The following is a 19,723-nucleotide window of genomic DNA, read 5'->3' on the forward strand; positions in this document are numbered from 1 at the left end:
CACAGCGCTGTCGGGCGTTGGCCTCTGGCCTCCAGGGCCAGTGGGCGGGTCGAAAAGAAAGCCTTTCCGAGAAAGTGGCGGGGTTAAACGCCGCTCCCGCCCAAAAGTCAAGGAAAGTTAGGGCGCCGGGGTGCCTTTGCCAGGGCAAGGCTATGAAAATACGGAGCTTTTGGCGACCGGTTCCTTTTGCCTGGGCTCCGCCCATATAGGAGATGATGACTTACCTCCGTTACCATCCCTGAAGCCCGCTTGTGCCGATCACCCGCCGCCGCCTCTTTGGATCGCTCGCCGGTGGCGCCGCGCTGGTTGGTGTTCCGCCTCTCTGGATGTCCCGCATGAAAACCTATGACGGCCCGGTCTCCGACCATTTTGACGGCCTGACCTTCTTCGATCCCGACGGGGCGCCGCCGAGATCGCTCGGCGAGGTGCTGCGGTGGCAATTAGGTGGCCGGGGGCAGCGCGCGGACTGGCCCGACTGGGTGCCCAACCCCCATGCCGACACGCCGCCGCAGCGCATCGAGGGCGACAAGGTGCGGCTCTCCTTCGTCGGCCACGTCAGCTGGCTGGTCCAGGCCGGCGGCCTCAACATCCTCGTCGATCCCGTCTGGTCCTCGCGGGTCTCGCCCGTCAGCTTTGCCGGACCGAAGCGGCACAACGACCCCGGCATTGCGTTCGAGAAGCTCCCGAAGATCGACGTCGTGTTGGTCTCGCACGGTCATTACGATCATCTGGATATTGCGACGCTGTCGCGGCTCGCGAAGAATTTTGCGCCGCGCGTGGTGACGCCACTCGGCAATGACGTGACGATGCGCAGCGCCGACTCGTCGATCAAGGCGGAGGCGTTCGATTGGCACGACCGCGTCGAGCTCGGCGGCGGCATCGCCGTGACGCTGGTGCCGACCCGGCACTGGTCGGCGCGCGGCATGTTCGATCGCAACAAGGCGCTGTGGGCGAGTTTCGTGCTGGAGACGCCTGCGGGAAAAATCTACGTCGTCTGCGATTCCGGCTATGGCGACGGCGGGCATTTCCGCCGCGTCGCCGAGAAGCACGGGCCGCTGCGTCTGGCGATCCTTCCCATCGGCGCCTACGAGCCGCGCTGGTTCATGCGCGACCAGCACATGAATCCGGAAGACGCCGTGAAGGCGCTGGCCGATTGCGGCGCGCAAGCCGCGCTCGGACATCATCACGGCACGTTCCAGCTGACGGACGAAGCGATCGACGCGCCGGCGAAGGCGCTGGTCGAAGCGCTGGATGCCGCGAAGATTCCGCAGGAGCAGTTTGTGGCGATGCAGCCGGGGCAGGTGGTGGAGATCTGACTCCATCCACGTACACAACTTGCCCCGGATGCAGCGCAGCGTCTCTTCGACGGTGCGCTGCAGAGCCGGGGCCCATGCAGCAGCACGTGCCGTTGGCTTTCTGGGTCCCGGCCCTGCGCAGCGGCGTTTCACGCTGCAGCGCGTCCGGGACAAGAGACTTATTTGCCTTCAGGGCGAATAATCGCCCAGCTCACATTCACCGTCACCGACAGCGTTTCCTCGCCCGGGGCGACTGCCGCGGGCGCCGCCATCGGCGCGGTCGCCATTCTTGCCTTGAACAGCGGCACCGGAGCGCCGCCCTCGGATACGCTGAGCGGCGCGCCGAGCGTGACGCCGGTGGCCTTGGCGTAGATCTCGGCCTTGCGGCGGGCGTCCACGACCGCCTGTTCGCGGGCGTCATCGAGCAGTTTTGAGGCCTGCGTCACCTCGAAGGAGATGTTGCCGATGTCGTTGGCGCCGGCGCCGACCAGCGTGTCGATGATGCCAGCGACCTTGGTCACGTCGCGGATCTTCACGGTGACGCGGTTAGAGGCGCGGAACCCGACCACGGGCGAAGCGCCGGTGGATTTGTTCTGGCCGTATTGCGGCTGCAAGGACAGGCGCGAGGTCTGATAGTCCTTCTCGGCGATGCCGGCGCCCTTCAGCGCCAGCAGCACCTTGCCCATCGCGGCGTTGTTGGCGTCGGAGGCTTCCTTCGCCGTCTTGGCGTCGTTGGCGACGCCGGCATCGATCTGCGCGAGATCGGGTGCCGCGGAAATCGTGGCTTCGCCGCTCACCGAGATCGCGGAGGGAAAATCGTCCGCGCGTGCGGGCGTCGCCAGCAGAGTGGCGGCGAAAGCGGCGGCAATAGACGTAAAAAGGACGGCAGGCTTCTTCATCTCTCTCACTTCAATGGCACGAACACGTTGATCACGAGCTTGTCCTCGGCCGTCTTCAGGGGATCGGTGAGGTACTCCTCGATAAAGGTGTCCTTGGCTTCCAGCTTCTTGTCGTCGAGGTGATTGGTGATCGCCTCATAGGTGTTGTCCATGTTGTCGTAGGAGCCGCGATGGACGAATTTCAACGCCTTGCCTTCCGGCGATTTGCCGATGCTCATGTCCTTGGGCAGGTTCTTCGGGTCCTGCTCGACCGGGATCTCGGCCAGGAAGGTGAAGCCGGTGTCGTCGGTCGAGGTGTAGACGATCATCGAATTGCCGGCGGGCTTGATGCCCTGCTTGTCCAGCAGCGTGTTCAGCGCCTTGAAAGCGTCGATCAGCGTGTCGAAGGCCGAATCCCAATTGGCAGTGCCCTTGACCATCACGACCTTCTTCGGCTCGAGCGTGGTCTCCAGGCCAAAGGGATCGGCGGTCTGCACCGGGGCAGGCGTCGCGGCCGCAGCGGGCGGTGGGGCCGCCGGAGCGGGTGAGGGCGAAGCGCTGGCCGCAGGCGATGGCGCCGGAGAGGGCGCCGCCGCGGGCGCCGGTGCGGCACTTGCGGCCGGGGAGGGCGAGGCCGACGGAGCCGGCGAGGGGCTGGCCGACGCGGCGGGCGCCGGGCTCGGGGTCTGCGCCAGAGCGCCGGGCACGCCAAACGACATGGTCGCTGCCGGGATCAGCGCGAGCAGTGCGAGGCGACAAAAACGATTCATTCTATTCTCCCCAAGGGCTTATGCGCCAAGGCCTTACGTCCCCAAGGCCTTGAGCCGGCCGCGCGTCCCGGATTGCGCGAACCGTGCCGTTCTAACACGCGAGTGCCGAATTCGTCCCATGACAGATGCGTCATGGCCATGGCGGCAAATCACTGGCCAAGCCGCCAAGGATCGCCATATAAGGCAGGCGAAATTCGGGACATTTCATGAGCGCTCTGGCCAACCACGCATTTGCCAAGATGAACGGCATCGGCAACGAGATCGTCGTTGTCGACATGCGTGATTCCGCCGCGCCGGTGACGCCGGACGACGCCCGCGCGGTCGCGTCCGCGCCGGGCGGCGTGCCTTACGACCAGCTCATGGTGCTCCGGAAGCCGCGGTTCGACGGGACCGAGGCCTTCATCAGCATCTACAACAATGACGGCTCCGAGGCCGGCGCCTGCGGCAACGGCATGCGTTGCGTGGTGCGGCGGATCTTCGAGAAGACCGGGCAGACCACGGCAACGTTCGAGACCGCCGCAGGCCTGCTCAATTGCTGGCAGGGCCCGGCGCCCGATCTCTACACCGTCGATATGGGCGCGCCAAAGTTCGGCTGGCAGGAGATTCCGCTGGCGGAAGAGTTTCGCGACACCCGCTACATCGAATTGCAGATCGGGCCGATCGACAATCCGATCCTGCATTCGCCTTCAGTGGTGAGCATGGGCAATCCGCATGCGATCTTCTGGGTCGAGGACGTCAACGCCTACGATCTCGAGCGTTTTGGTCCGCTGCTGGAAAATCATCCGATCTTCCCCGAACGTGCCAACATCACGCTCGCCCATATCGTCGATCCCCAGCACATCACGATCCGCACCTGGGAGCGTGGCGCGGGCCTGACCAGAGCTTGCGGTTCGGCGGCCTGCGCGACCGCGGTCGCTGCCGCGCGGCTGAAGCGCACCGAGCGCAATGTCGAGATCACGCTGCCCGGCGGCAAGCTCGGGATCGAATGGCGTGAAAGCGACGACCACGTGCTGATGACGGGCCCCGCGACCTTCGAATATGAGGGCTCCTTCGATCCGGCGCTGTTCGCGCCGGTCGGCTGATGGCCGTCGACGTCGTCACCTTCGGCTGCCGCCTCAACGCCTTCGAGGCCGAATTGATCCGCCGCGAGGCTGAAGGCGCTGGCCTTTCCGATACCATCGTCATCAACAGCTGCGCCGTCACCAACGAAGCGGTGGCGCAGGCGCGCCAGTCGATCCGTAAATTGAAGCGCGAACGACCGGGCGCGCGCATCGTCGTCACCGGCTGTGCGGCGCAGACGCAGAGCCGGATGTTCGCAGACATGGCCGAGGTCGATCGCGTCCTCGGCAATGACGACAAGATGCGCAGCGAAGCCTGGCGCGATGCGCGTGCCGCGTTCGATCTCGGTGCGAGCGAAAAGATCGCCGTCAGCGACATCATGGCGGTGAAGCAGATGGCGCCGCATCTGATCGGCGGCTTTGCGAGCGGCCTGCCGCGCGTGTTCGTCCAGGTGCAGAACGGCTGCGACCATCGCTGTACGTTCTGCATCATCCCCTACGGCCGCGGCAATTCACGCTCGGTGCCGATGGGCGCGGTGGTCGATCAGGTGCGGGCGCTTGTTGCGCGCGGCCATGCCGAGATCGTGCTGACCGGTGTGGACCTCACCAGCTATGGCGCCGACCTGCCGGGTGCACCAAGACTCGGCATGCTGACCAAGCAGATCTTGCGGCATGTGCCGGAGCTGAAGCGCCTGCGCATCTCCTCGATCGATTCGATCGAGGCCGATGCCGATCTGCTGGATGCCATAGGCGACGATGCGCGCCTGATGCCGCATCTGCACCTGTCGCTGCAATCCGGCGACGACATGATTTTGAAGCGCATGAAACGGCGGCATTCGCGCAACGATGCGATCGCGTTCTGCGACCAGGTTCGCCGCCTGCGTCCGGATATCGCCTTCGGCGCCGACATCATCGCGGGCTTTCCGACCGAGACCGAGGAGATGTTTTCGCGCTCGCTGGATCTCGTGGAGGAGTGCGGTCTGACGTTCCTGCACGTCTTCCCGTATTCGCCGCGCCCCGGCACGCCGGCCGCGCGGATGCCGCAGGTCGCGGGCGGTGCGATCAAGGAGCGTGCGAAGCGGCTGCGTGCGGCGGGCGAAGCGGCGTTACGACGGCGGTTGCAAGCCGAGGCCGGCGCCACGCGTGACGTGCTGATCGAGAGCGACAGCCAGGGCCGAACGGAGCATTATCTGCCGGTGGCGATCGCGGGCGAACGTGTTGGCCGTGTGGTGCCGCTGATGATTGCCGGCAGTGATGGCGAGCGGCTGACCACGTAATCAGTGTCGTCGCCCGGCTTGACCGGGCGACCCAGTACGCCGCGGCTCCTCGGTTCTATCGCTGCCGTCTCTGGAATACTGGATTGCCCGCTTTCGCGGGCAATGACAGCGGAGTGTGTGATGAGCAGCAGGCCTACAACGCCCGCACCTGCCAGAATCGCAGCGTCCGCCGCGCGTTCTCCGACGTCATTCGCGCGTAATTGCTTTTCGCCCTCGCGATATCAGCGGGTTTCATCGCGCCGGTGGCAAAGCGACTCTCGAGCACGGCGGCTGTGGTTTCCCAACTGAGCTGGGCCGCCTTGCACGGCACCAGCAAGCCGTCCTCGCGCAGGCTCTGCATCAGCGGGCGAATCACTTCGACGGTCGATCCGGACAGGGCCGCTAATGCAGCCACGGTTTCCTCGTAGCGCCGCTGCGTGGCGAAGCCGAGCAGCGTCGCCTCGGTCAGCTGGCCCGTCGCCTTGAGATTTGCGATGGCCCGCTTGGCGCCTTCGAAATCGCGGACGGCCGACATCTCGCGCTCGACACCGACGGTCACGGCGGCGATCGCGCCCTGGATCTCCTCGAACAGATGCGGCGGTGCGCGCGACAGCAGACGGGTCCGCACGGTATCCGTGGCCGAGCGCAGCAACCGGCGGCGCAAGTCGGACGGCAGGTCGACGCGGACGCCGACGCTCACGGCGAGCTCGGGATCGGCCTCGGCCTGCCCGACGATGACGGCAAATCCGTTTCCGGAAACGCGCGCGCCGGGATTGGCGGCAAGCCGCCGGCTGACGCTGGGATAGCGCCGCGCCAGCAGCGCGTCGGTGACGATCTCCTTGAGCCACCAGCGACCGGCGACCGCGAGCAGATGCGATTCGCCCTTGCTGGAGGCGATCTTCACCAGCTCGCCATCGTCGAGGCGCGCGGATTCCTGGAGCACGGGGCCGGCGATGCGAATTTCGTCATTATTGGCGAGGCGGCGGATCACGGAGGGCGGCGCCTGCGCGATCGGCGCAAGCTGCGCGCTGATCTCGGCCAGCGCAACGCGTGCGCCCATGTCGGCGATGGCGCGCAGCTCGATGGTGCCGATCAGGCGCTCGAGCACGTCGTCGAACAGTGCGATCTGCTCGTTGTCAAAACTTCCGGCGGAGGAGAGGAAGAGGTCGGTGACGCGGCGGGCCGTTTCCAGGCCCTTTTCCGCCGAGCCGAGCCGAATCGCGGATTCGACTTCATCGATGATCGAAAACTCGGCCGTGGACATGACGCGTTGCTCGTCCTGAGCGGATGACGGAAGCTTGTTCTAAGCAATCGCTATTAATAGAGACGAGCACTGAACGTTTCGTAAACCACGGCCCATGACCCTCATCCTGAGGAGCCTGCGAAGCGGGCGTCTCGAAGGATCGAGGCCCGGCTGCAACAGGGGGCCTTTTCATGGTTCGAGACGGCCGCTACGCGGCCTCCTCACCATGAGGGTCTGGCAACGTTATTCCCCGTTCCACCCGCAGGCGCGGAGCTTCTCATGCATGTGGGGCGGGGCCGGCGCGACCACGCGGATCGGCTCCTTGTTCCGGGAGATCGGTACCACGATCTCGCGGGAATGCAGGTGCAGCCGCGGCTCGCCGAAGCGCGGGCCGTTGCCGTAAATGTTATCGCCGAAGATCGGCCAGCCGGTCGCGGCCGAATGCACCCGCAATTGATGGGTTCGGCCGGTCACCGGTTCCATGGCGAGCCAAGCCAGCCCGTCGCCCCGGCCCATCACCTTCCAGTTGGTGATCGCCTTCTGGCCCTCGGGATCGGGTTTCTGCCACCAGCCGCGCTCGGCATTGAGCCGGCCGAGCGGCATGTCGATGGTGCCTTCGTCCTCGGCAGGGCCGCCCTCGACCACGGTCCAGTAGGTCTTGCCGATCTTGCCGTGCTTGAAGAGGAGGCCGAGCGAGGCCGTCGCCTTGCGATGGCGGCCGAGCACGAGGCAGCCGGAGGTGTCCTTGTCCAGCCGGTGGGCCAGCACCGGCGGCCGCGGCAGGCCGAAACGAAGCGCGTCGAACGACGTTTCCAGATTGGCCCCGCCCTTGGGGCCGCGATGCACCGGCAGGCCGGCGGGCTTGTCGATGACCAGCATCAGCCCATCGCGATGGAGCACGCGCGCCAGAATCTCGTCGGCGGTCAATTCGGGAACATCGAGCAATTGCAAGACTTTCGGTCAACACTTTCGTTTGGGAGCCGGAACGGCTAACACACCGCCACCATGAACGATACCACGTCAGATCCCCCCAAGCTGAGCTGGTGGCGCCGCCTGTCCAACGGGCTGAAGCGTACCTCGTCCTCGCTCGGGACCGCGGTCGCCGACCTCGTCACCAAGCGCAAGCTCGACCGCGCCATGCTCGACGACATCGAGGACGTGCTGCTGCGCGCCGACCTCGGCACGTCGGTCGCGGTGCGGATCGCGGACGCCGTCGGCACGGGGCGCTATGACAAGGCGATCTCGGCGGACGAGGTCAAGGACGTCGTCGCCACCGAGGTCGAGAAGGTGCTGGCGCCGGTGGCAAAGCCGCTCGAGATCGACGCGGGCAGGAAGCCGTTCGTCATCCTCGTCGTCGGCGTCAACGGCTCCGGCAAGACCACAACCATCGGAAAGCTCTCGCAAAAATTCGCATCCGAAGGCCGCAAGGTGATGCTGGCCGCCGGCGACACGTTTCGCGCGGCCGCGATCGAGCAGCTCAAGGTCTGGGGCGAGCGCACCAGGACGCCGGTCATATCAGGCACGCAGGGCTCGGATTCGGCAAGCCTCGCCTTCAACGCGCTGACGGCAGCGAAGGAGCAGGCCATCGACGTGCTCCTGATCGACACGGCCGGCCGCCTGCAGAACAAGGCCGAGCTGATGAACGAGCTCGAAAAGGTCGTGCGCGTGATCCGCAAGGTGGACGACACTGCGCCGCATGCCGTGCTGCTTGTGCTGGATGCTACGGTCGGCCAGAACGCGCTGTCGCAGGTCGAGGCCTTCCATCGCACGGCGGGGGTCACCGGCCTCGTGATGACGAAGCTCGACGGCACCGCGCGCGGCGGCATCCTGGTGGCGCTCGCGGAGAAATTCAAACTGCCGGTGCATTTCATCGGCGTCGGCGAAGGCGTCGACGATCTCGCGCCGTTCACCGCGCGCGATTTCGCCCGCGCGATCGCCGGAATCGAAAGCTGAGAATGGACAAGACCCAGCCGCATCCGCTGTTCAAGCTCGCGACCGAGCTCGGTCCGCTGCTCGTGTTCTTCTTCGTGAATGCGAAGTTCAATCTGTTCGCCGCGACCGGCGCCTTCATGGTCGCGATCGTCGCGGCGATGATCGCGTCCTATGTGGTGACGCGCCACATCCCGATCATGGCGATCGTGACAGGCGTGATCGTGCTGGTGTTCGGCACGCTGACGCTGGTGCTGCACGACGAGACCTTCATCAAGGTCAAGCCGACCATCATCTACGGCCTGTTCGCGGCGATCCTCGGCGGCGGGCTGTTGTTCGGCCGCTCCTTCATCGCCGTGATGTTCGACCAGATGTTCAACCTGACCCCGCAGGGCTGGCGCATCCTCACGCTGCGCTGGGCGCTGTTCTTCGCCGGCATGGCCATCCTGAACGAGATCGTCTGGCGCACCCAGAGCACGGATTTCTGGGTGAACTTCAAGGTGTTCGGCGTCACGCCGATCACGATGGTCTTCGCCATCGCCCAGATGCCGCTGACCAAGCGCTACGGGATCGAGCCGGCGTCGCTGGAGGCGAGCGAGGCCGACGCGGGGGATGTGCGGAAGGGGTAGCGTCAGCGCTTGCCGCGCGCCTTTCGTCCCGAAGATGTCTTGCGTCCCGAAGACGTCTTGCGCGCCACCTTCGGAAGATCCTTGTCCGGGCTCACACCTTCCAGCCGGTGATCGGCAGAGAGTTGAACGGACAGCGCCGGTTGCGTGCCGGCAATGACGGTTCCGAGCGCCGTGATCGAAGGGACGAAGAAGTAGCCTCCGCCGGACGCCGTCACGAATTCTCCGTCGGCCTCGACCCGCGCCTGCTGCAATCCCTTGCCGAAAATGCCGCACCTGCGCACGCCGTCCGCCGTAGCGGCGTTTTGCCCGACGATCATGTCGTGGCCGCTCGGTGCCTTGGGTCGCGCTTCGTCGTTGATCCATCGCGCCTGGAGGAATTCGAATTGCTCCTCGATCGAGCTTTGAATGCTCAGGAACAACAATCCGCGCTCCGGTTCGCCCTCCACCTTCCTGGCGTAGCGATTTTTGAGTGACGGGCCGAAGGGGACGCCGACGCGCAGGAGTCTCCGCTCGTAGGTGGAACTGCGTCCGCCCATATCCGAGGGCGCATCTCGCGTGTTCACCTTGCGGATGTGTGCGGCAAGCGGGCACGTCCGTCCGACCGGATCCGCCTCGGCCTGCGGAAACGGGTCCTTGCCGCCGATGAGCTTCAAGGCATGCGTGTTGGAATCAAAGCGGAAGTGATTGTTGGCGAACGAGTTCTCACCCAGGTCCTCGTCGTCGCCCTCGGGCACCCGGTTGACGGGCGCTCCGCTCGGCCAACGTCCGACCAGCCGGGACGCAAGCGTTTTCTCGTCCATCTTGTCGAAGCCGGGAAGGGTGGAGAGACGCTCCGCTTCATCGCGCATCGTTCGCCAGAACAGGCCGACATCCTGCAACAGGCGGCGATAGACCAGATATGACCCGTTTCGCATCCACCACGGTGATGGTTCGAGGACAGGGCCCGGTATCAGCGGGTCCGGGCCTGTTTGCGGATAACCGATGACGAATTCACCCGGCCAAACCAGGTCTTGTCCCGGATAGCCATAGAGCGCGGCCGCCGGAAATTGTGAGCGGTCCACATATCTGTCGGTGATGAAGTCGTCATCTGCGCCGGATGCCCGTCCGCGGACGCCAGGTTGCGACACACCATCGTCGAAGCCGAAGTGCTCGTGACCGACCTGGCCCTCGACGTCGTCCCGGACATTGCCGACCTGCTCGTTGACCTTGGCGCCGGTGGCCACGAAGGCCTTCACGATCTCGTCCGAGCGCAGCCGGACAGATTTCCGGTCGTCGCCGGCGACGACCACGAGAATGTCGAGTTCTTCACTGGGCTTGCCGACGCTCCATGTCGTCGGATTGCCGGGCGTGCCCGGCGTCGTCGAGTCACCCAGCAAGGCAGAGCGCGCGACCATCCCGTTCTTGTACGCTACGCTCGGGATCAGCGCGGCGCCGACCGCGAGATCGAACAGTCCCTGGTAGCCGAAGCCGATCGCCACCAGGGGCGGGAACACCGTCTTCTGCTTCTGGTCGGAGGACTTGGAGCTGGGCGATTTGGCCAACTGCCGGTGTTCGCGGCGATCGCGCAAGGTGTCGGCCGCGGTCGAGATATCGGGCGTCAGCTTCGCCAGAAGCGTTCTGAGGCTCGCCATGTCGGCCTCTTTGCGCTGATAGCGAATGCCCAGCAGAATTTGATGCGGCTTCAGGAAGCCGGGCACCGCGATCCCCTGGATGTCGTCCATGTCGAGGACAGGCTCGAGCGGCCAAGGCATGTTACCGGCGCTGCTCATCGGACCCCCCTGACGGGCCGCGCGCTTGCAAGTGCTGCGCGGGTCACCCGCTGCTCCAGTTCTCCGCTTTCATGGACGAAGGCCGGGATGGTCCCGTTGGGCACCCCCATTCGCGAGCGTACGAAAACTTCGCGGGCGCCGACGGGATCGACATTTCCGACGGTCGGCATCGGCAGCGACGGATTGTTCGTCGAGCCAAGCGCCCCCGCCGCGCCGACGAGCTTGACCGTGATGCATTCGGCGATGTGCCCGCCGAACGCGATGGGAACGCCGCCGATCGTGATGTCGGACACCGTGAACTCGTCGCCGGGCACTTCCACGACCAAGCGCTCGATGAGATGAGGCTGCCCGCGCACGACATGGACGCAATCGTTCCTGCTCATGCCGCCGGGAAACTCCCAGCCTGCGAGGTCGATGTGATCCATGTAGAGCCCGACGGGGTTTGCCAGCGTGATCATGGCCCCCGCTCTGGCGAGCGCGTTCACGGTAGCGGCTATCGTCGGATCGCTGTTGCGGTTCGGCCCGCCCATGCCCGTGCCCGCGATGAATGCGTCGGGATCGACCACCGGATTGCCATGCGCATTATGATAGAGCTGGGTGGCGTCGGCGCCGAGCTGGATCTCGGCGGTCAGCGCGTTGGGCGGTGCGGTCAGGTGCACGATGCCGTGCGTCGTATTCCACTTGTTGTGGGGGTTGTAGTCGCCGGGATTCAAATTGCCGAAGGGCGAATTGATCGGCGTCTGCGCCTGGAGGTCCTTCATCTCGACGTTGGGGCTGACGAGCTTGCGATAGAGCTCCAGCACCAGATCCTTGGACCCCGGGAAGGGGACACTCGATCCAGGCACCGTGCCACCATACATCGCGAACCAATATTCCGGTGGCTCGGACGTGAAGCACACGCGGCGGATTCGGCCCGAATCCGGATCGCGGTCGACGTGCCATTCACAATATTCGACTAAAGGCCGGTAGAAGATGTCGTCGGGAAAGTCGACGCCTGGTGCGCCGGCGCCGGTACGCGCTGGTACGTCCGGGTTGTAGCGCCAATCATATCGATATGCCGACATCGGCCATAGCTGATCGGCCTCGATCAGCGCGCGCCTCCGGCCGAAACGACGCAGCAACTCCTTGGGAAACGCATTCCAGAGAACCGCCTGCTCGATCGTCGGGCCGGGGTCGAACCGTACGGCGGAGAAGAACGCGGAGCGCGCCGTCGCACCCTTTGCAACGTTCTGTAAGGCAGCTTCTTCTATGCCGATCGAGGAATCAAAGGCCTCGAGAACAAACTTGTGCCAGGCCTCGCGCTGTCCCTCGATGAGGTCGAAATCCGTCATCCGCGCGGGAGGGTCGTAGGCTTCGAGCAGCGCCATGCGCAATTCCTCGCTCACAAGCAATCGTCATAAAAATTCAAAAATGAAATCGATGACTGGAATGGCCGGTCACTGGTGGCGAGCCTAGCTCTCACCCTTTGGTTGTCAAGCAGGGTTGGTGAGAATTTCGCGAAGCAATCCGGGATGCCGGCAGGCCTCCACGTCTCTACTTCAACGCCTTCTCCATCTGCGGCAACAACACGGTCCGCAAATTGTCCGGCGTGATCGGTCCCACCAGCTTGTAGACGATGGTGCCTTCGCGCCCGACGACGAACGTCTCCGGCACGCCATAGACGCCCCATTCGATCGAGGCGCGGCCGTTGGCGTCCACACCGACGCGGCCGAACGGGTTGCCGTAGCGGCCGAGGAAACGGCGCGCATTGTCGGCCGCGTCCTTGTAGTTGATGCCGACGAGCTGGAAGCGTTTGTCCTTGGCGAGCTCGGTCAGGAGCGGTGCCTCGTCATGGCAGGGCACGCACCAGGACGCCCAGACATTGACGAGGCTGACCTTGCCTTTGAACGCGGCGGGATCGAGGCCCGGCACCTGCGAATTGTCGGCCTGCAATCCCTCGAGCGCCGGCAGCGCGGTCTGTGGCGCCGGCCGGCCGATCAGCGCGGACGGAATCCGCGAGGGATCGCCGCTGCCGAGCCGGAACCAGAACAGCAGCGCCAGGGCGATGAAGGCGATCAGCGGCAGCACCATCAGGAAGGTGCGGCGCTGCGGCGGAGCGGAAGTCGGTTGATCGCTCATGATTGATCGCTCACGGCGTATCCGTTGCGCTGCGTCCGGAGCGGCGCGTGACGCCGCTGCGGTCGAGCTCGCGCAGGCGCTCGGTCTGGCTGCGATAGTCGAGCACGATCCAGCCGATCAGGATCACGACCACGAGCGCGGCCGCGGCATAGGACGTCACGATGAAGGACGCGTAGGGACCAAGCGACATCGTCATGCGGCCTTCTGGCTCGCCTGCATCATCTGCAAGGAGCGGACGCGGCGGCGCAAGATCTCGTTGCGCATCGCCGCGATATGCAACGTGACGAACAGCAGCGTGAACGCGATGGCCATCAGCAGCAGCGGGATCAGGAACGATTTGTCGAGCGTCGAGCCGCCCATGCGCATCACCGACGCCGGCTGGTGCAGCGTGTTCCACCAATCAACCGAGAATTTGATGATCGGCAGGTTGATCGCGCCGACCAGCGTCAGCACCGCGGCGGCGCGCGCCGCGCGCGAGGGATCCTCGACCGCGCGCCACAGCGCCATCAGGCCGAGATACATCAGGAAGAGGATCAGCACCGAGGTCAGCCGCGCGTCCCATTCCCAATAGGTGCCCCACATCGGCCGGCCCCACAGCGATCCCGTGAGCAGCGCGAGGAAGGTGAAGGCGGCGCCGATCGGCGCGGCGGCTTTGGCGGCGACGTCGGCGAGCGGATGCCGCCACACCAGCGTACCCAATGAGGCGATGCTCATCACGCCCCAGACGAACATCGACAGCCAGGCGTTGGGCACGTGGATGAACATGATCTTCACCGTCGCGCCCTGCTGGTAGTCGTCGGGCGCGAGAGCGGACTGGTAGAGGCCGATGGTGAGCAGGATGACGGTCGCGGCCGCAAGCCACGGCAACACCCGCGCCGTCAGCGCGAGGAACCGTGTCGGATTGGCGAGATCGATCAGCGTCATGGTATTCTGATAATCACAGGTCAGCACTCACGCAATCAGCATAAAAGCGCGCAGCGAAAGTTGATCGGGGTCAAGGGTAATCCAGCCCATTTCAGTCGAGACCATGGCGTAGGCTCGCCGCCGCCGCGAAAGGGCCGATGACGAGGCTGACCAGCGACAGCGCGCACAGGATCGAGAACGGCGCGCCGAACGTCATCGGACCGACGATCACGGCCTGCGAGGCCGCGACGCCGAAAATCAGCACCGGGATCGACAGCGGCAGCACCAGCACGGCCATCAACAGTCCACCCCGGTGCAGCGTCACCGCCAGCGCCGCGCCGATCATGCCGGTGAAGGTCAGCGCCGGCGTACCGGCCAGGAGCGTCAGCGCCACCGCCCCGGTCGCGACCATGTCGAGGTTGAGCAGCAGGCCGAGCACCGGGGTTGCGACAATCAGTGGCAGGCCCGCGGCCAGCCAATGCGCCAGCGCCTTGGCGGCGCAGGCGAGTTCCAGCGGCGTCCGGCTCATCGTGATCAGGTCGAGCGAGCCGTCCTCGTGATCGGCCATGAACAGCCGGTCCAGGGTGAGCAGGCTTGCCAGCAGCGCGCCGAGCCACAGGATCGCCGGCCCCAGCCGCGACAGCAGCGCCAGATCCGGCCCCACCGCGAACGGCATCAGCACAACGACGGTCAGGAAGAACAGCACGCCGATCAGCGCCCCGCCGCCGACGCGGAGCGCGATCCGGATATCCCGGCGGATGAGGGCGGACAGGGCGGTCATGCCACGGCTCCCATGGGTGAGGAGACGACCCCAGCCGGTTGCCCCGGGCGAGCTGCGCTCCCTCCCCCCTCCTGTCCGCCGAAGCCTTGGCGAAGGCGGATGCGGGGGAGGGCGGGGGAGAGGGGTAGCCCCGGGAGGAATGGTTGTTGGGGATGAGCTGCCGGCAACAGAGCCCCTGTTTTCCCAACGCTAGACTCGAAAGTGCGCGCCGTGTGGCACCCCTCTCCCTGACCCTCCCCCGCATCCGCCTTCGCCAAGGCTTCGGCGGACAAGAGGGGGGAGGGAACGGAGAGAGTCAGCCCCGGCCGCTTGGAAAACTGAGGGTCCATCGGAATCATGCTGAACCCCCAATCCTCAGCTCCCGCGAATCGATCCCCAGCGGCGCATGGGTCGCCGCGATGATCAGGCCGCCGCGCGCCAGATGCTCCCGCATCAGGCCCTCGAACATGCCCTGGCCGGCCACGTCCAGCGCCGTGGTCGGCTCGTCCAGCAGCCAGACCGGGCGGCGCACCGTCAGCAGCCGGGCCAGCGACAGGCGGCGGCGCTGGCCGGCGGACAGGAAGGCGGCCGGCAAATGGGTGGCGTGATCGAGCCCGACGATGGCGAGGCTCTTGGCCGCATCACTGCGCTCGCCGCCCAGAAAATCAGCCCAGAATGACAGGTTTTCCGCCACGCTCAGTGCCGGCTTCAGGGCGTCGCGATGGCCGAGATAGTGGCACTGCTCCGGCAGCGTCAGCTCGGCATCGCCGCCATCGAGCGCGATTGTCCCGCCGGCCGGAATCAGCAGGCCCGCGATCAGCCGCAGCAGCGAGGTCTTGCCCGAGCCGTTGCGGCCCACGACCGCCACGGCTTCGCCCGCGACCGCCTCGAAATCGAGCCCGGAAAACACCTCGCGGCCACCGCGCACGCAGATGACCCCGCGTCCGGACAGCTGCATCTTGCCTTGGTTCAATCCGCTCAAAGCCTGGCCTCAGGAAATCTTGGGGTAGCGCATGGGAATTTTTGGCTCGCGGATTGCTGCGGCACGATTGTGGCTGTGGCGGCGCGGTTAGAAAGCTTCTATAAGCCCGGAACTACTTGATGCAGCAACTCAACCTGCCCCTGCAAGCGACCCAGCCGGACTCGCTGACGGTGTTAAAATACCCCTTGCCGGGTATAACTAACAATTGGGATTTCCTACATGACCTCGCTCGACAGCTTCAAATGCAAAAAGACCCTCAAGGTCGGCGCCAAGACCTATGTCTATTACAGCCTGCCCACGGCCGAGAAGAATGGTCTGAAGGGAATTTCGAAACTCCCCTATTCGATGAAGGTTCTACTCGAGAACCTCCTGCGCAACGAGGACGGCCGCACGGTCAAGAAGGAAGACATCGTGGCGGTGTCGAAGTGGCTGCGCAAGAAGTCGCTGGAGCATGAGATCGCATTCCGCCCGGCCCGCGTGCTGATGCAGGATTTCACCGGCGTGCCGGCCGTGGTCGACCTCGCCGCGATGCGCAACGCGATGCAGAAGCTCGGCGGCGATGCCGAGAAGATCAATCCGCTGGTGCCGGTCGACCTCGTCATCGACCACTCCGTGATCGTGAACTTCTTCGGCGACAACAAGGCCTTCGGTAAGAACGTCACCGAGGAATACAAGCAGAACCAGGAGCGCTACGAGTTCCTGAAGTGGGGCCAGAAGGCGTTCTCGAACTTCTCGGTCGTGCCGCCCGGCACCGGCATCTGCCATCAGGTCAATCTCGAATATCTCTCCCAGACGGTCTGGACCAAGAAGGAGAAGATGACGGTCGGCAAGAAGACCGGCACCTTCGAGGTCGCCTATCCCGACTCGCTGGTCGGCACCGACTCCCACACCACCATGGTCAACGGTCTCGCCGTGCTCGGCTGGGGCGTCGGCGGCATCGAGGCGGAAGCCTGCATGCTCGGCCAGCCGCTGTCGATGCTGCTGCCCACCGTCGTCGGCTTCAAGCTGAAGGGCGCGATGAAGGAAGGCGTCACCGCGACCGACCTCGTGCTGACCGTGACGCAGATGCTGCGCAAGCTCGGCGTGGTCGGCAAGTTCGTCGAGTTCTTCGGTCCCGGCCTTGATCACCTGTCCGTCGCCGACAAGGCGACCATCGCCAACATGGCGCCGGAATATGGCGCGACCTGCGGCTTCTTCCCGGTCGACGCTGCTGCGCTCGATTACCTCAAGACCTCCGGCCGCGCTCCGGCGCGCGTCGCGCTGGTGCAGGCCTATGCCAAGGCGCAGGGCCTGTTCCGCACCGCCAAGTCGGCCGATCCGGTGTTCACGGAAACGCTGACCCTCGACCTCGGCGACGTCGTTCCCTCGATGGCCGGTCCGAAGCGTCCCGAAGGCCGCATCGCGCTGCCGTCGGTCGCCGAAGGCTTTTCGCTCGCGCTCGGCACCGAGTACAAGAAGACCGACGAGCCCGGGAAGCGCTTTGCCGTCGACGGCAAGAACTTCGAGATCGGTCATGGCGACGTCGTGATCGCCGCCATCACCTCCTGCACCAACACCTCGAATCCGAGCGTCTTGATCGGCGCCGGCCTGCTTGCGCGCAACGCTGCCGCCAAGGGCCTCAAGGCAAAACCGTGGGTGAAGACGTCACTCGCGCCGGGCAGCCAGGTGGTCGCGGCCTATCTCGCCGATTCCGGTCTGCAGGCTGATCTCGACAAGGTCGGCTTCAACCTGGTCGGCTTCGGCTGCACCACCTGCATCGGCAATTCCGGTCCGCTGCCCGAGGAGATATCGAAGTCGATCAACGACAACGGCATCGTCGCGGCCGCCGTGCTCTCCGGCAACCGCAACTTCGAAGGCCGCGTCTCGCCGGACGTGCAGGCGAACTATCTCGCTTCGCCGCCGCTGGTCGTCGCCCACGCGCTCGCGGGCAGCGTCACCAAGAACCTCGCCGTCGAGCCGCTCGGTGAAGGCAAGGACGGCAAGCCGGTGTACCTCAAGGACATCTGGCCGACGACGAAGGAGATCAACGCCTTCATGAAGAAGTTCGTGACCGCGTCGATCTTCAAGAAGAAGTATGCCGACGTGTTCAAGGGCGACACCAACTGGCGCAAGATCAAGACGGTCGAGAGCGAGACCTATCGCTGGAACATGAGCTCGACCTATGTGCAGAACCCGCCCTATTTCGATGGCATGAAGAAGGAGCCGGAGCCGGTCACCGACATCATCGAGGCGCGCATCCTCGCCATGTTCGGCGACAAGATCACCACCGACCACATCTCGCCGGCCGGTTCGATCAAGCTCACCTCGCCCGCCGGCAAATATCTCAGCGAACACCAGGTGCGTCCGGCCGACTTCAACCAGTACGGCACGCGTCGCGGCAACCATGAAGTGATGATGCGCGGCACCTTCGCCAACATCCGCATCAAGAACTTCATGCTGAAGGGCGCTGACGGAAATATCCCGGAAGGCGGTCTCACCAAGCACTGGCCCGACGGCGAGCAGATGTCGATCTACGACGCCGCGATGAAGTACCAGCAGGAGCAGGTGCCGCTGGTGGTGTTCGCCGGCGCCGAATACGGCAACGGTTCCTCGCGCGACTGGGCTGCGAAGGGCACGCGCCTGCTCGGCGTCCGCGCCGTGATCTGCCAGAGCTTCGAGCGTATCCACCGCTCCAACCTGGTCGGCATGGGCGTGCTGCCGCTGACCTTCGAAGAGGGCACCTCCTGGTCGTCGCTCGGCCTGAAGGGCGACGAGAAGGTCACGCTGCGCGGCCTGGTCGGCGACCTGAAGCCGCGTCAGAAGCTGACCGCGGAGATCGTCTCCGGCGACGGTTCGTTGCAGCGGGTTTCGCTGCTTTGCCGCATCGATACGCTGGACGAGCTCGATTACTACCGGAACGGCGGCATTCTGCACTACGTGCTGCGCAAGCTCGCGGCCTAAGCGCGAATTTGTGAACGGTGGCTCACCGCGACGTGAGTAGAAGGTTAAACGAGGGCGGCCTATCACAAGGCCGCCTTCGTGCGTTAGAACACGCGTCCGATGGTCCCGCCCGGCGGAAAACCTCGCCCCGGACGGTTGAGTGTACGATGCCCGTAAGACTACGGTGACCATCAGGCGATAGGATCTTCCCCCACGCGTGCGAGGTGTGACATTCAACATGACTGCAATGATGGCTTCTAATCTGGTTTCGCGCTGGTCCGGTGCACTCTGGTCGGGAGCACTTGGTATCTGCGCCATCGTCGCCGTCATCCGTCCCGCCGAGGCTGATCCTCGCGCCGTAGTCGAGCTCTTCACATCGCAGGGCTGCTCCTCCTGCCCGCCCGCCGACCAGGTCATAGGCGATCTCTCCAACGACCCGTCGATCATCGCGCTGAGCATGCCGATCGACTATTGGGATTATCTCGGCTGGAAGGATACGCTTGCGGATTCGCGCTTCTCGGCGCGGCAGCGCGCCTATTCGCGCATGCGCGGCGACCGCGAGGTCTATACGCCGCAAGTCGTGGTCAACGGTTCGACGCATGTCATCGGCAGCGATCGCGCCGGCATCGAGAGCGCGATCGGCAAGACCGACAACGGCACGGGCGTAATGAGCGTGCCGGTGACGATGTCGCTTGCAGGCAAGCAGATCAACGTGTCGGTGGCGGCGAGCAAGGAGTCGGCGGTCTCGCACGGTGAGGTCTGGATCTGCTCGATCACGAAATCGGTGCCGATCGCAATCAGCCGTGGTGAAAATCGCGGACAGCAGATCACCTATCACAACGTCGTGCGCAACCTGCTCAAGGTCGGCGACTGGAACGGGCGTCCGGAAAGCTGGACGGTGCCGTTGGAAAATCTCACGCGCGAGGGCGTCGACGGCGCTGTGGTCTATGTCCAGGACGGCAGCCGTGAGAAGCCGGGTGCGATGCTCGGCGCAGCTTACACGTCGCTGCACTAGATCAGATTTCTCTCGCCGGCGTCGCACTCGCTCTCACGCCTCATGGTGAGGAGCGCGCCCTCTCGCGCGAGGCGGACGATGCTGCGCATCGCCGCGAGAACCATGCAGGCCCGGCTGATGCAGCGCGGCCTTCCATCCTTCGAGACGCCGCCTCGCGGCTCCTCAGGATGAGGGGAGAGAGTTGTCTTCGCGTCAATCA

General features: G+C 65.0%; 18 protein-coding genes. 7 read left to right on the forward strand and 11 right to left on the reverse strand.

Annotated elements, in window-relative coordinates; translation table 11 throughout:
- Positions 1-251 precede the first annotated feature (251 nt).
- Entirely contained in the window at positions 252-1,316 is a 1,065-nt protein-coding gene (locus ABIB95_RS20090; protein ID WP_354241427.1) for an MBL fold metallo-hydrolase, read from the forward strand.
- 158 nt (positions 1,317-1,474) lie between these two features.
- On the opposite strand, the gene ABIB95_RS20095 is transcribed toward ABIB95_RS20090, so the two are convergent.
- Complete coding sequence (locus tag ABIB95_RS20095; protein WP_354241430.1) at positions 1,475-2,194, reverse strand: SIMPL domain-containing protein; 720 nt, start codon at positions 2,192-2,194, stop codon at positions 1,475-1,477.
- Positions 2,195-2,199: 5 nt separating this feature from the next.
- Entirely contained in the window at positions 2,200-2,943 is a 744-nt protein-coding gene (locus ABIB95_RS20100) for a GyrI-like domain-containing protein (protein WP_071908659.1), read from the reverse strand.
- 206 nt (positions 2,944-3,149) lie between these two features.
- Between ABIB95_RS20100 and dapF the strand changes: the two genes are divergently transcribed.
- Positions 3,150-4,025, forward strand: a complete 876-nt coding sequence (dapF, locus tag ABIB95_RS20105) for a diaminopimelate epimerase (RefSeq protein WP_071908658.1) — start codon at positions 3,150-3,152, stop codon at positions 4,023-4,025.
- Positions 4,025-5,278 carry a tRNA (N(6)-L-threonylcarbamoyladenosine(37)-C(2))-methylthiotransferase MtaB gene (mtaB, locus tag ABIB95_RS20110; protein WP_354241434.1) on the forward strand — a complete coding sequence of 418 codons (1,254 nt, stop codon included), beginning with the start codon at positions 4,025-4,027 and terminating at the stop codon, positions 5,276-5,278. The genes dapF and mtaB overlap by 1 nt, the downstream gene beginning before the upstream one ends.
- 133 nt (positions 5,279-5,411) lie before the next feature.
- Here mtaB and ABIB95_RS20115 read toward each other — a convergent pair whose 3' ends face one another.
- Together ABIB95_RS20115 and ABIB95_RS20120 are read right to left on the reverse strand one after the other, a co-directional pair.
- Positions 5,412-6,521 carry a DUF2336 domain-containing protein gene (locus ABIB95_RS20115; RefSeq protein WP_354241437.1) on the reverse strand — a complete coding sequence of 370 codons (1,110 nt, stop codon included), beginning with the start codon at positions 6,519-6,521 and terminating at the stop codon, positions 5,412-5,414.
- A gap of 222 nt (positions 6,522-6,743) precedes the next feature.
- On the reverse strand, positions 6,744-7,445 hold the full coding sequence (locus ABIB95_RS20120) for an RluA family pseudouridine synthase (protein ID WP_167768189.1): 702 nt from the start codon (positions 7,443-7,445) through the stop codon (positions 6,744-6,746).
- 60 nt (positions 7,446-7,505) lie between these two features.
- On the opposite strand from ABIB95_RS20120, the gene ftsY reads away from it, so the two are divergent.
- Together ftsY and ABIB95_RS20130 are read left to right on the forward strand one after the other, a co-directional pair.
- Positions 7,506-8,453 (forward strand): signal recognition particle-docking protein FtsY, encoded by a 948-nt coding sequence (gene ftsY / locus ABIB95_RS20125; RefSeq protein WP_247306788.1) that lies wholly within the window; start codon positions 7,506-7,508, stop codon positions 8,451-8,453.
- A 2-nt stretch (positions 8,454-8,455) separates the two neighbouring features.
- Positions 8,456-9,058 carry a septation protein A gene (locus ABIB95_RS20130; protein WP_063980403.1) on the forward strand — a complete coding sequence of 201 codons (603 nt, stop codon included), beginning with the start codon at positions 8,456-8,458 and terminating at the stop codon, positions 9,056-9,058.
- A 2-nt stretch (positions 9,059-9,060) separates the two neighbouring features.
- On the opposite strand, the gene ABIB95_RS20135 is transcribed toward ABIB95_RS20130, so the two are convergent.
- The 7 genes from ABIB95_RS20135 to ccmA form a co-directional block, all read right to left on the reverse strand.
- Positions 9,061-10,827 carry a Dyp-type peroxidase gene (locus ABIB95_RS20135; protein WP_354241440.1) on the reverse strand — a complete coding sequence of 589 codons (1,767 nt, stop codon included), beginning with the start codon at positions 10,825-10,827 and terminating at the stop codon, positions 9,061-9,063.
- Positions 10,824-12,194, reverse strand: coding sequence for a DUF8225 domain-containing protein (locus tag ABIB95_RS20140; RefSeq protein ID WP_354241443.1), 1,371 nt, complete (start codon positions 12,192-12,194; stop codon positions 10,824-10,826). The genes ABIB95_RS20135 and ABIB95_RS20140 overlap by 4 nt, the downstream gene beginning before the upstream one ends.
- A gap of 166 nt (positions 12,195-12,360) precedes the next feature.
- Positions 12,361-12,945 carry a DsbE family thiol:disulfide interchange protein gene (locus tag ABIB95_RS20145; RefSeq protein WP_085398328.1) on the reverse strand — a complete coding sequence of 195 codons (585 nt, stop codon included), beginning with the start codon at positions 12,943-12,945 and terminating at the stop codon, positions 12,361-12,363.
- Positions 12,946-12,955: 10 nt separating this feature from the next.
- Entirely contained in the window at positions 12,956-13,141 is a 186-nt protein-coding gene (gene ccmD, locus ABIB95_RS20150; protein ID WP_014490637.1) for a heme exporter protein CcmD, read from the reverse strand.
- A complete protein-coding gene (locus ABIB95_RS20155; protein WP_071917003.1) occupies positions 13,138-13,869 on the reverse strand; it encodes a heme ABC transporter permease in 732 nt (243 codons plus the stop codon). Before ABIB95_RS20155 ends, ccmD begins: the two co-directional genes overlap by 4 nt.
- A gap of 91 nt (positions 13,870-13,960) precedes the next feature.
- On the reverse strand, positions 13,961-14,629 hold the full coding sequence (ccmB, locus tag ABIB95_RS20160; protein ID WP_028150494.1) for a heme exporter protein CcmB: 669 nt from the start codon (positions 14,627-14,629) through the stop codon (positions 13,961-13,963).
- Between the two features lie 334 nt (positions 14,630-14,963).
- A complete protein-coding gene (gene ccmA, locus ABIB95_RS20165) occupies positions 14,964-15,566 on the reverse strand; it encodes a heme ABC exporter ATP-binding protein CcmA (RefSeq protein WP_354241547.1) in 603 nt (200 codons plus the stop codon).
- Between the two features lie 243 nt (positions 15,567-15,809).
- Between ccmA and acnA the strand changes: the two genes are divergently transcribed.
- Positions 15,810-18,530 carry an aconitate hydratase AcnA gene (gene acnA / locus ABIB95_RS20170; protein WP_063980406.1) on the forward strand — a complete coding sequence of 907 codons (2,721 nt, stop codon included), beginning with the start codon at positions 15,810-15,812 and terminating at the stop codon, positions 18,528-18,530.
- A 217-nt stretch (positions 18,531-18,747) separates the two neighbouring features.
- The gene (locus ABIB95_RS20175) at positions 18,748-19,524 is read left to right on the forward strand and encodes a DUF1223 domain-containing protein (RefSeq protein WP_071908653.1); all 777 of its coding nucleotides are present in this window, start codon (positions 18,748-18,750) and stop codon (positions 19,522-19,524) included.
- Positions 19,525-19,723 lie beyond the last annotated feature (199 nt).

The organism is Bradyrhizobium sp. LA2.1 (assembly GCF_040547725.1).
GTDB classification, from domain to species: Bacteria; Pseudomonadota; Alphaproteobacteria; order Rhizobiales; family Xanthobacteraceae; genus Bradyrhizobium; species Bradyrhizobium barranii.

Coding starts and splice junctions, on each gene's coding strand:
- ABIB95_RS20095 (WP_354241430.1), bottom strand. CDS start 2,194: ATGAAGAAGCCTGCCGTCCTTTTTACGTCTATTGCCGCCGCTTTCGCC.
- ABIB95_RS20100 (WP_071908659.1), bottom strand. CDS start 2,943: ATGAATCGTTTTTGTCGCCTCGCACTGCTCGCGCTGATCCCGGCAGCG.
- dapF (WP_071908658.1), top strand. CDS start 3,150: ATGAGCGCTCTGGCCAACCACGCATTTGCCAAGATGAACGGCATCGGC.
- mtaB (WP_354241434.1), top strand. CDS start 4,025: ATGGCCGTCGACGTCGTCACCTTCGGCTGCCGCCTCAACGCCTTCGAG.
- ABIB95_RS20115 (WP_354241437.1), bottom strand. CDS start 6,521: ATGTCCACGGCCGAGTTTTCGATCATCGATGAAGTCGAATCCGCGATT.
- ftsY (WP_247306788.1), top strand. CDS start 7,506: ATGAACGATACCACGTCAGATCCCCCCAAGCTGAGCTGGTGGCGCCGC.
- ABIB95_RS20130 (WP_063980403.1), top strand. CDS start 8,456: ATGGACAAGACCCAGCCGCATCCGCTGTTCAAGCTCGCGACCGAGCTC.
- ABIB95_RS20135 (WP_354241440.1), bottom strand. CDS start 10,827: ATGAGCAGCGCCGGTAACATGCCTTGGCCGCTCGAGCCTGTCCTCGAC.
- ABIB95_RS20140 (WP_354241443.1), bottom strand. CDS start 12,194: ATGGCGCTGCTCGAAGCCTACGACCCTCCCGCGCGGATGACGGATTTC.
- ABIB95_RS20145 (WP_085398328.1), bottom strand. CDS start 12,945: ATGAGCGATCAACCGACTTCCGCTCCGCCGCAGCGCCGCACCTTCCTG.
- ccmD (WP_014490637.1), bottom strand. CDS start 13,141: ATGACGATGTCGCTTGGTCCCTACGCGTCCTTCATCGTGACGTCCTAT.
- ABIB95_RS20155 (WP_071917003.1), bottom strand. CDS start 13,869: ATGACGCTGATCGATCTCGCCAATCCGACACGGTTCCTCGCGCTGACG.
- ccmB (WP_028150494.1), bottom strand. CDS start 14,629: ATGACCGCCCTGTCCGCCCTCATCCGCCGGGATATCCGGATCGCGCTC.
- ccmA (WP_354241547.1), bottom strand. CDS start 15,566: ATGCAGCTGTCCGGACGCGGGGTCATCTGCGTGCGCGGTGGCCGCGAG.
- acnA (WP_063980406.1), top strand. CDS start 15,810: ATGACCTCGCTCGACAGCTTCAAATGCAAAAAGACCCTCAAGGTCGGC.
- ABIB95_RS20175 (WP_071908653.1), top strand. CDS start 18,748: ATGACTGCAATGATGGCTTCTAATCTGGTTTCGCGCTGGTCCGGTGCA.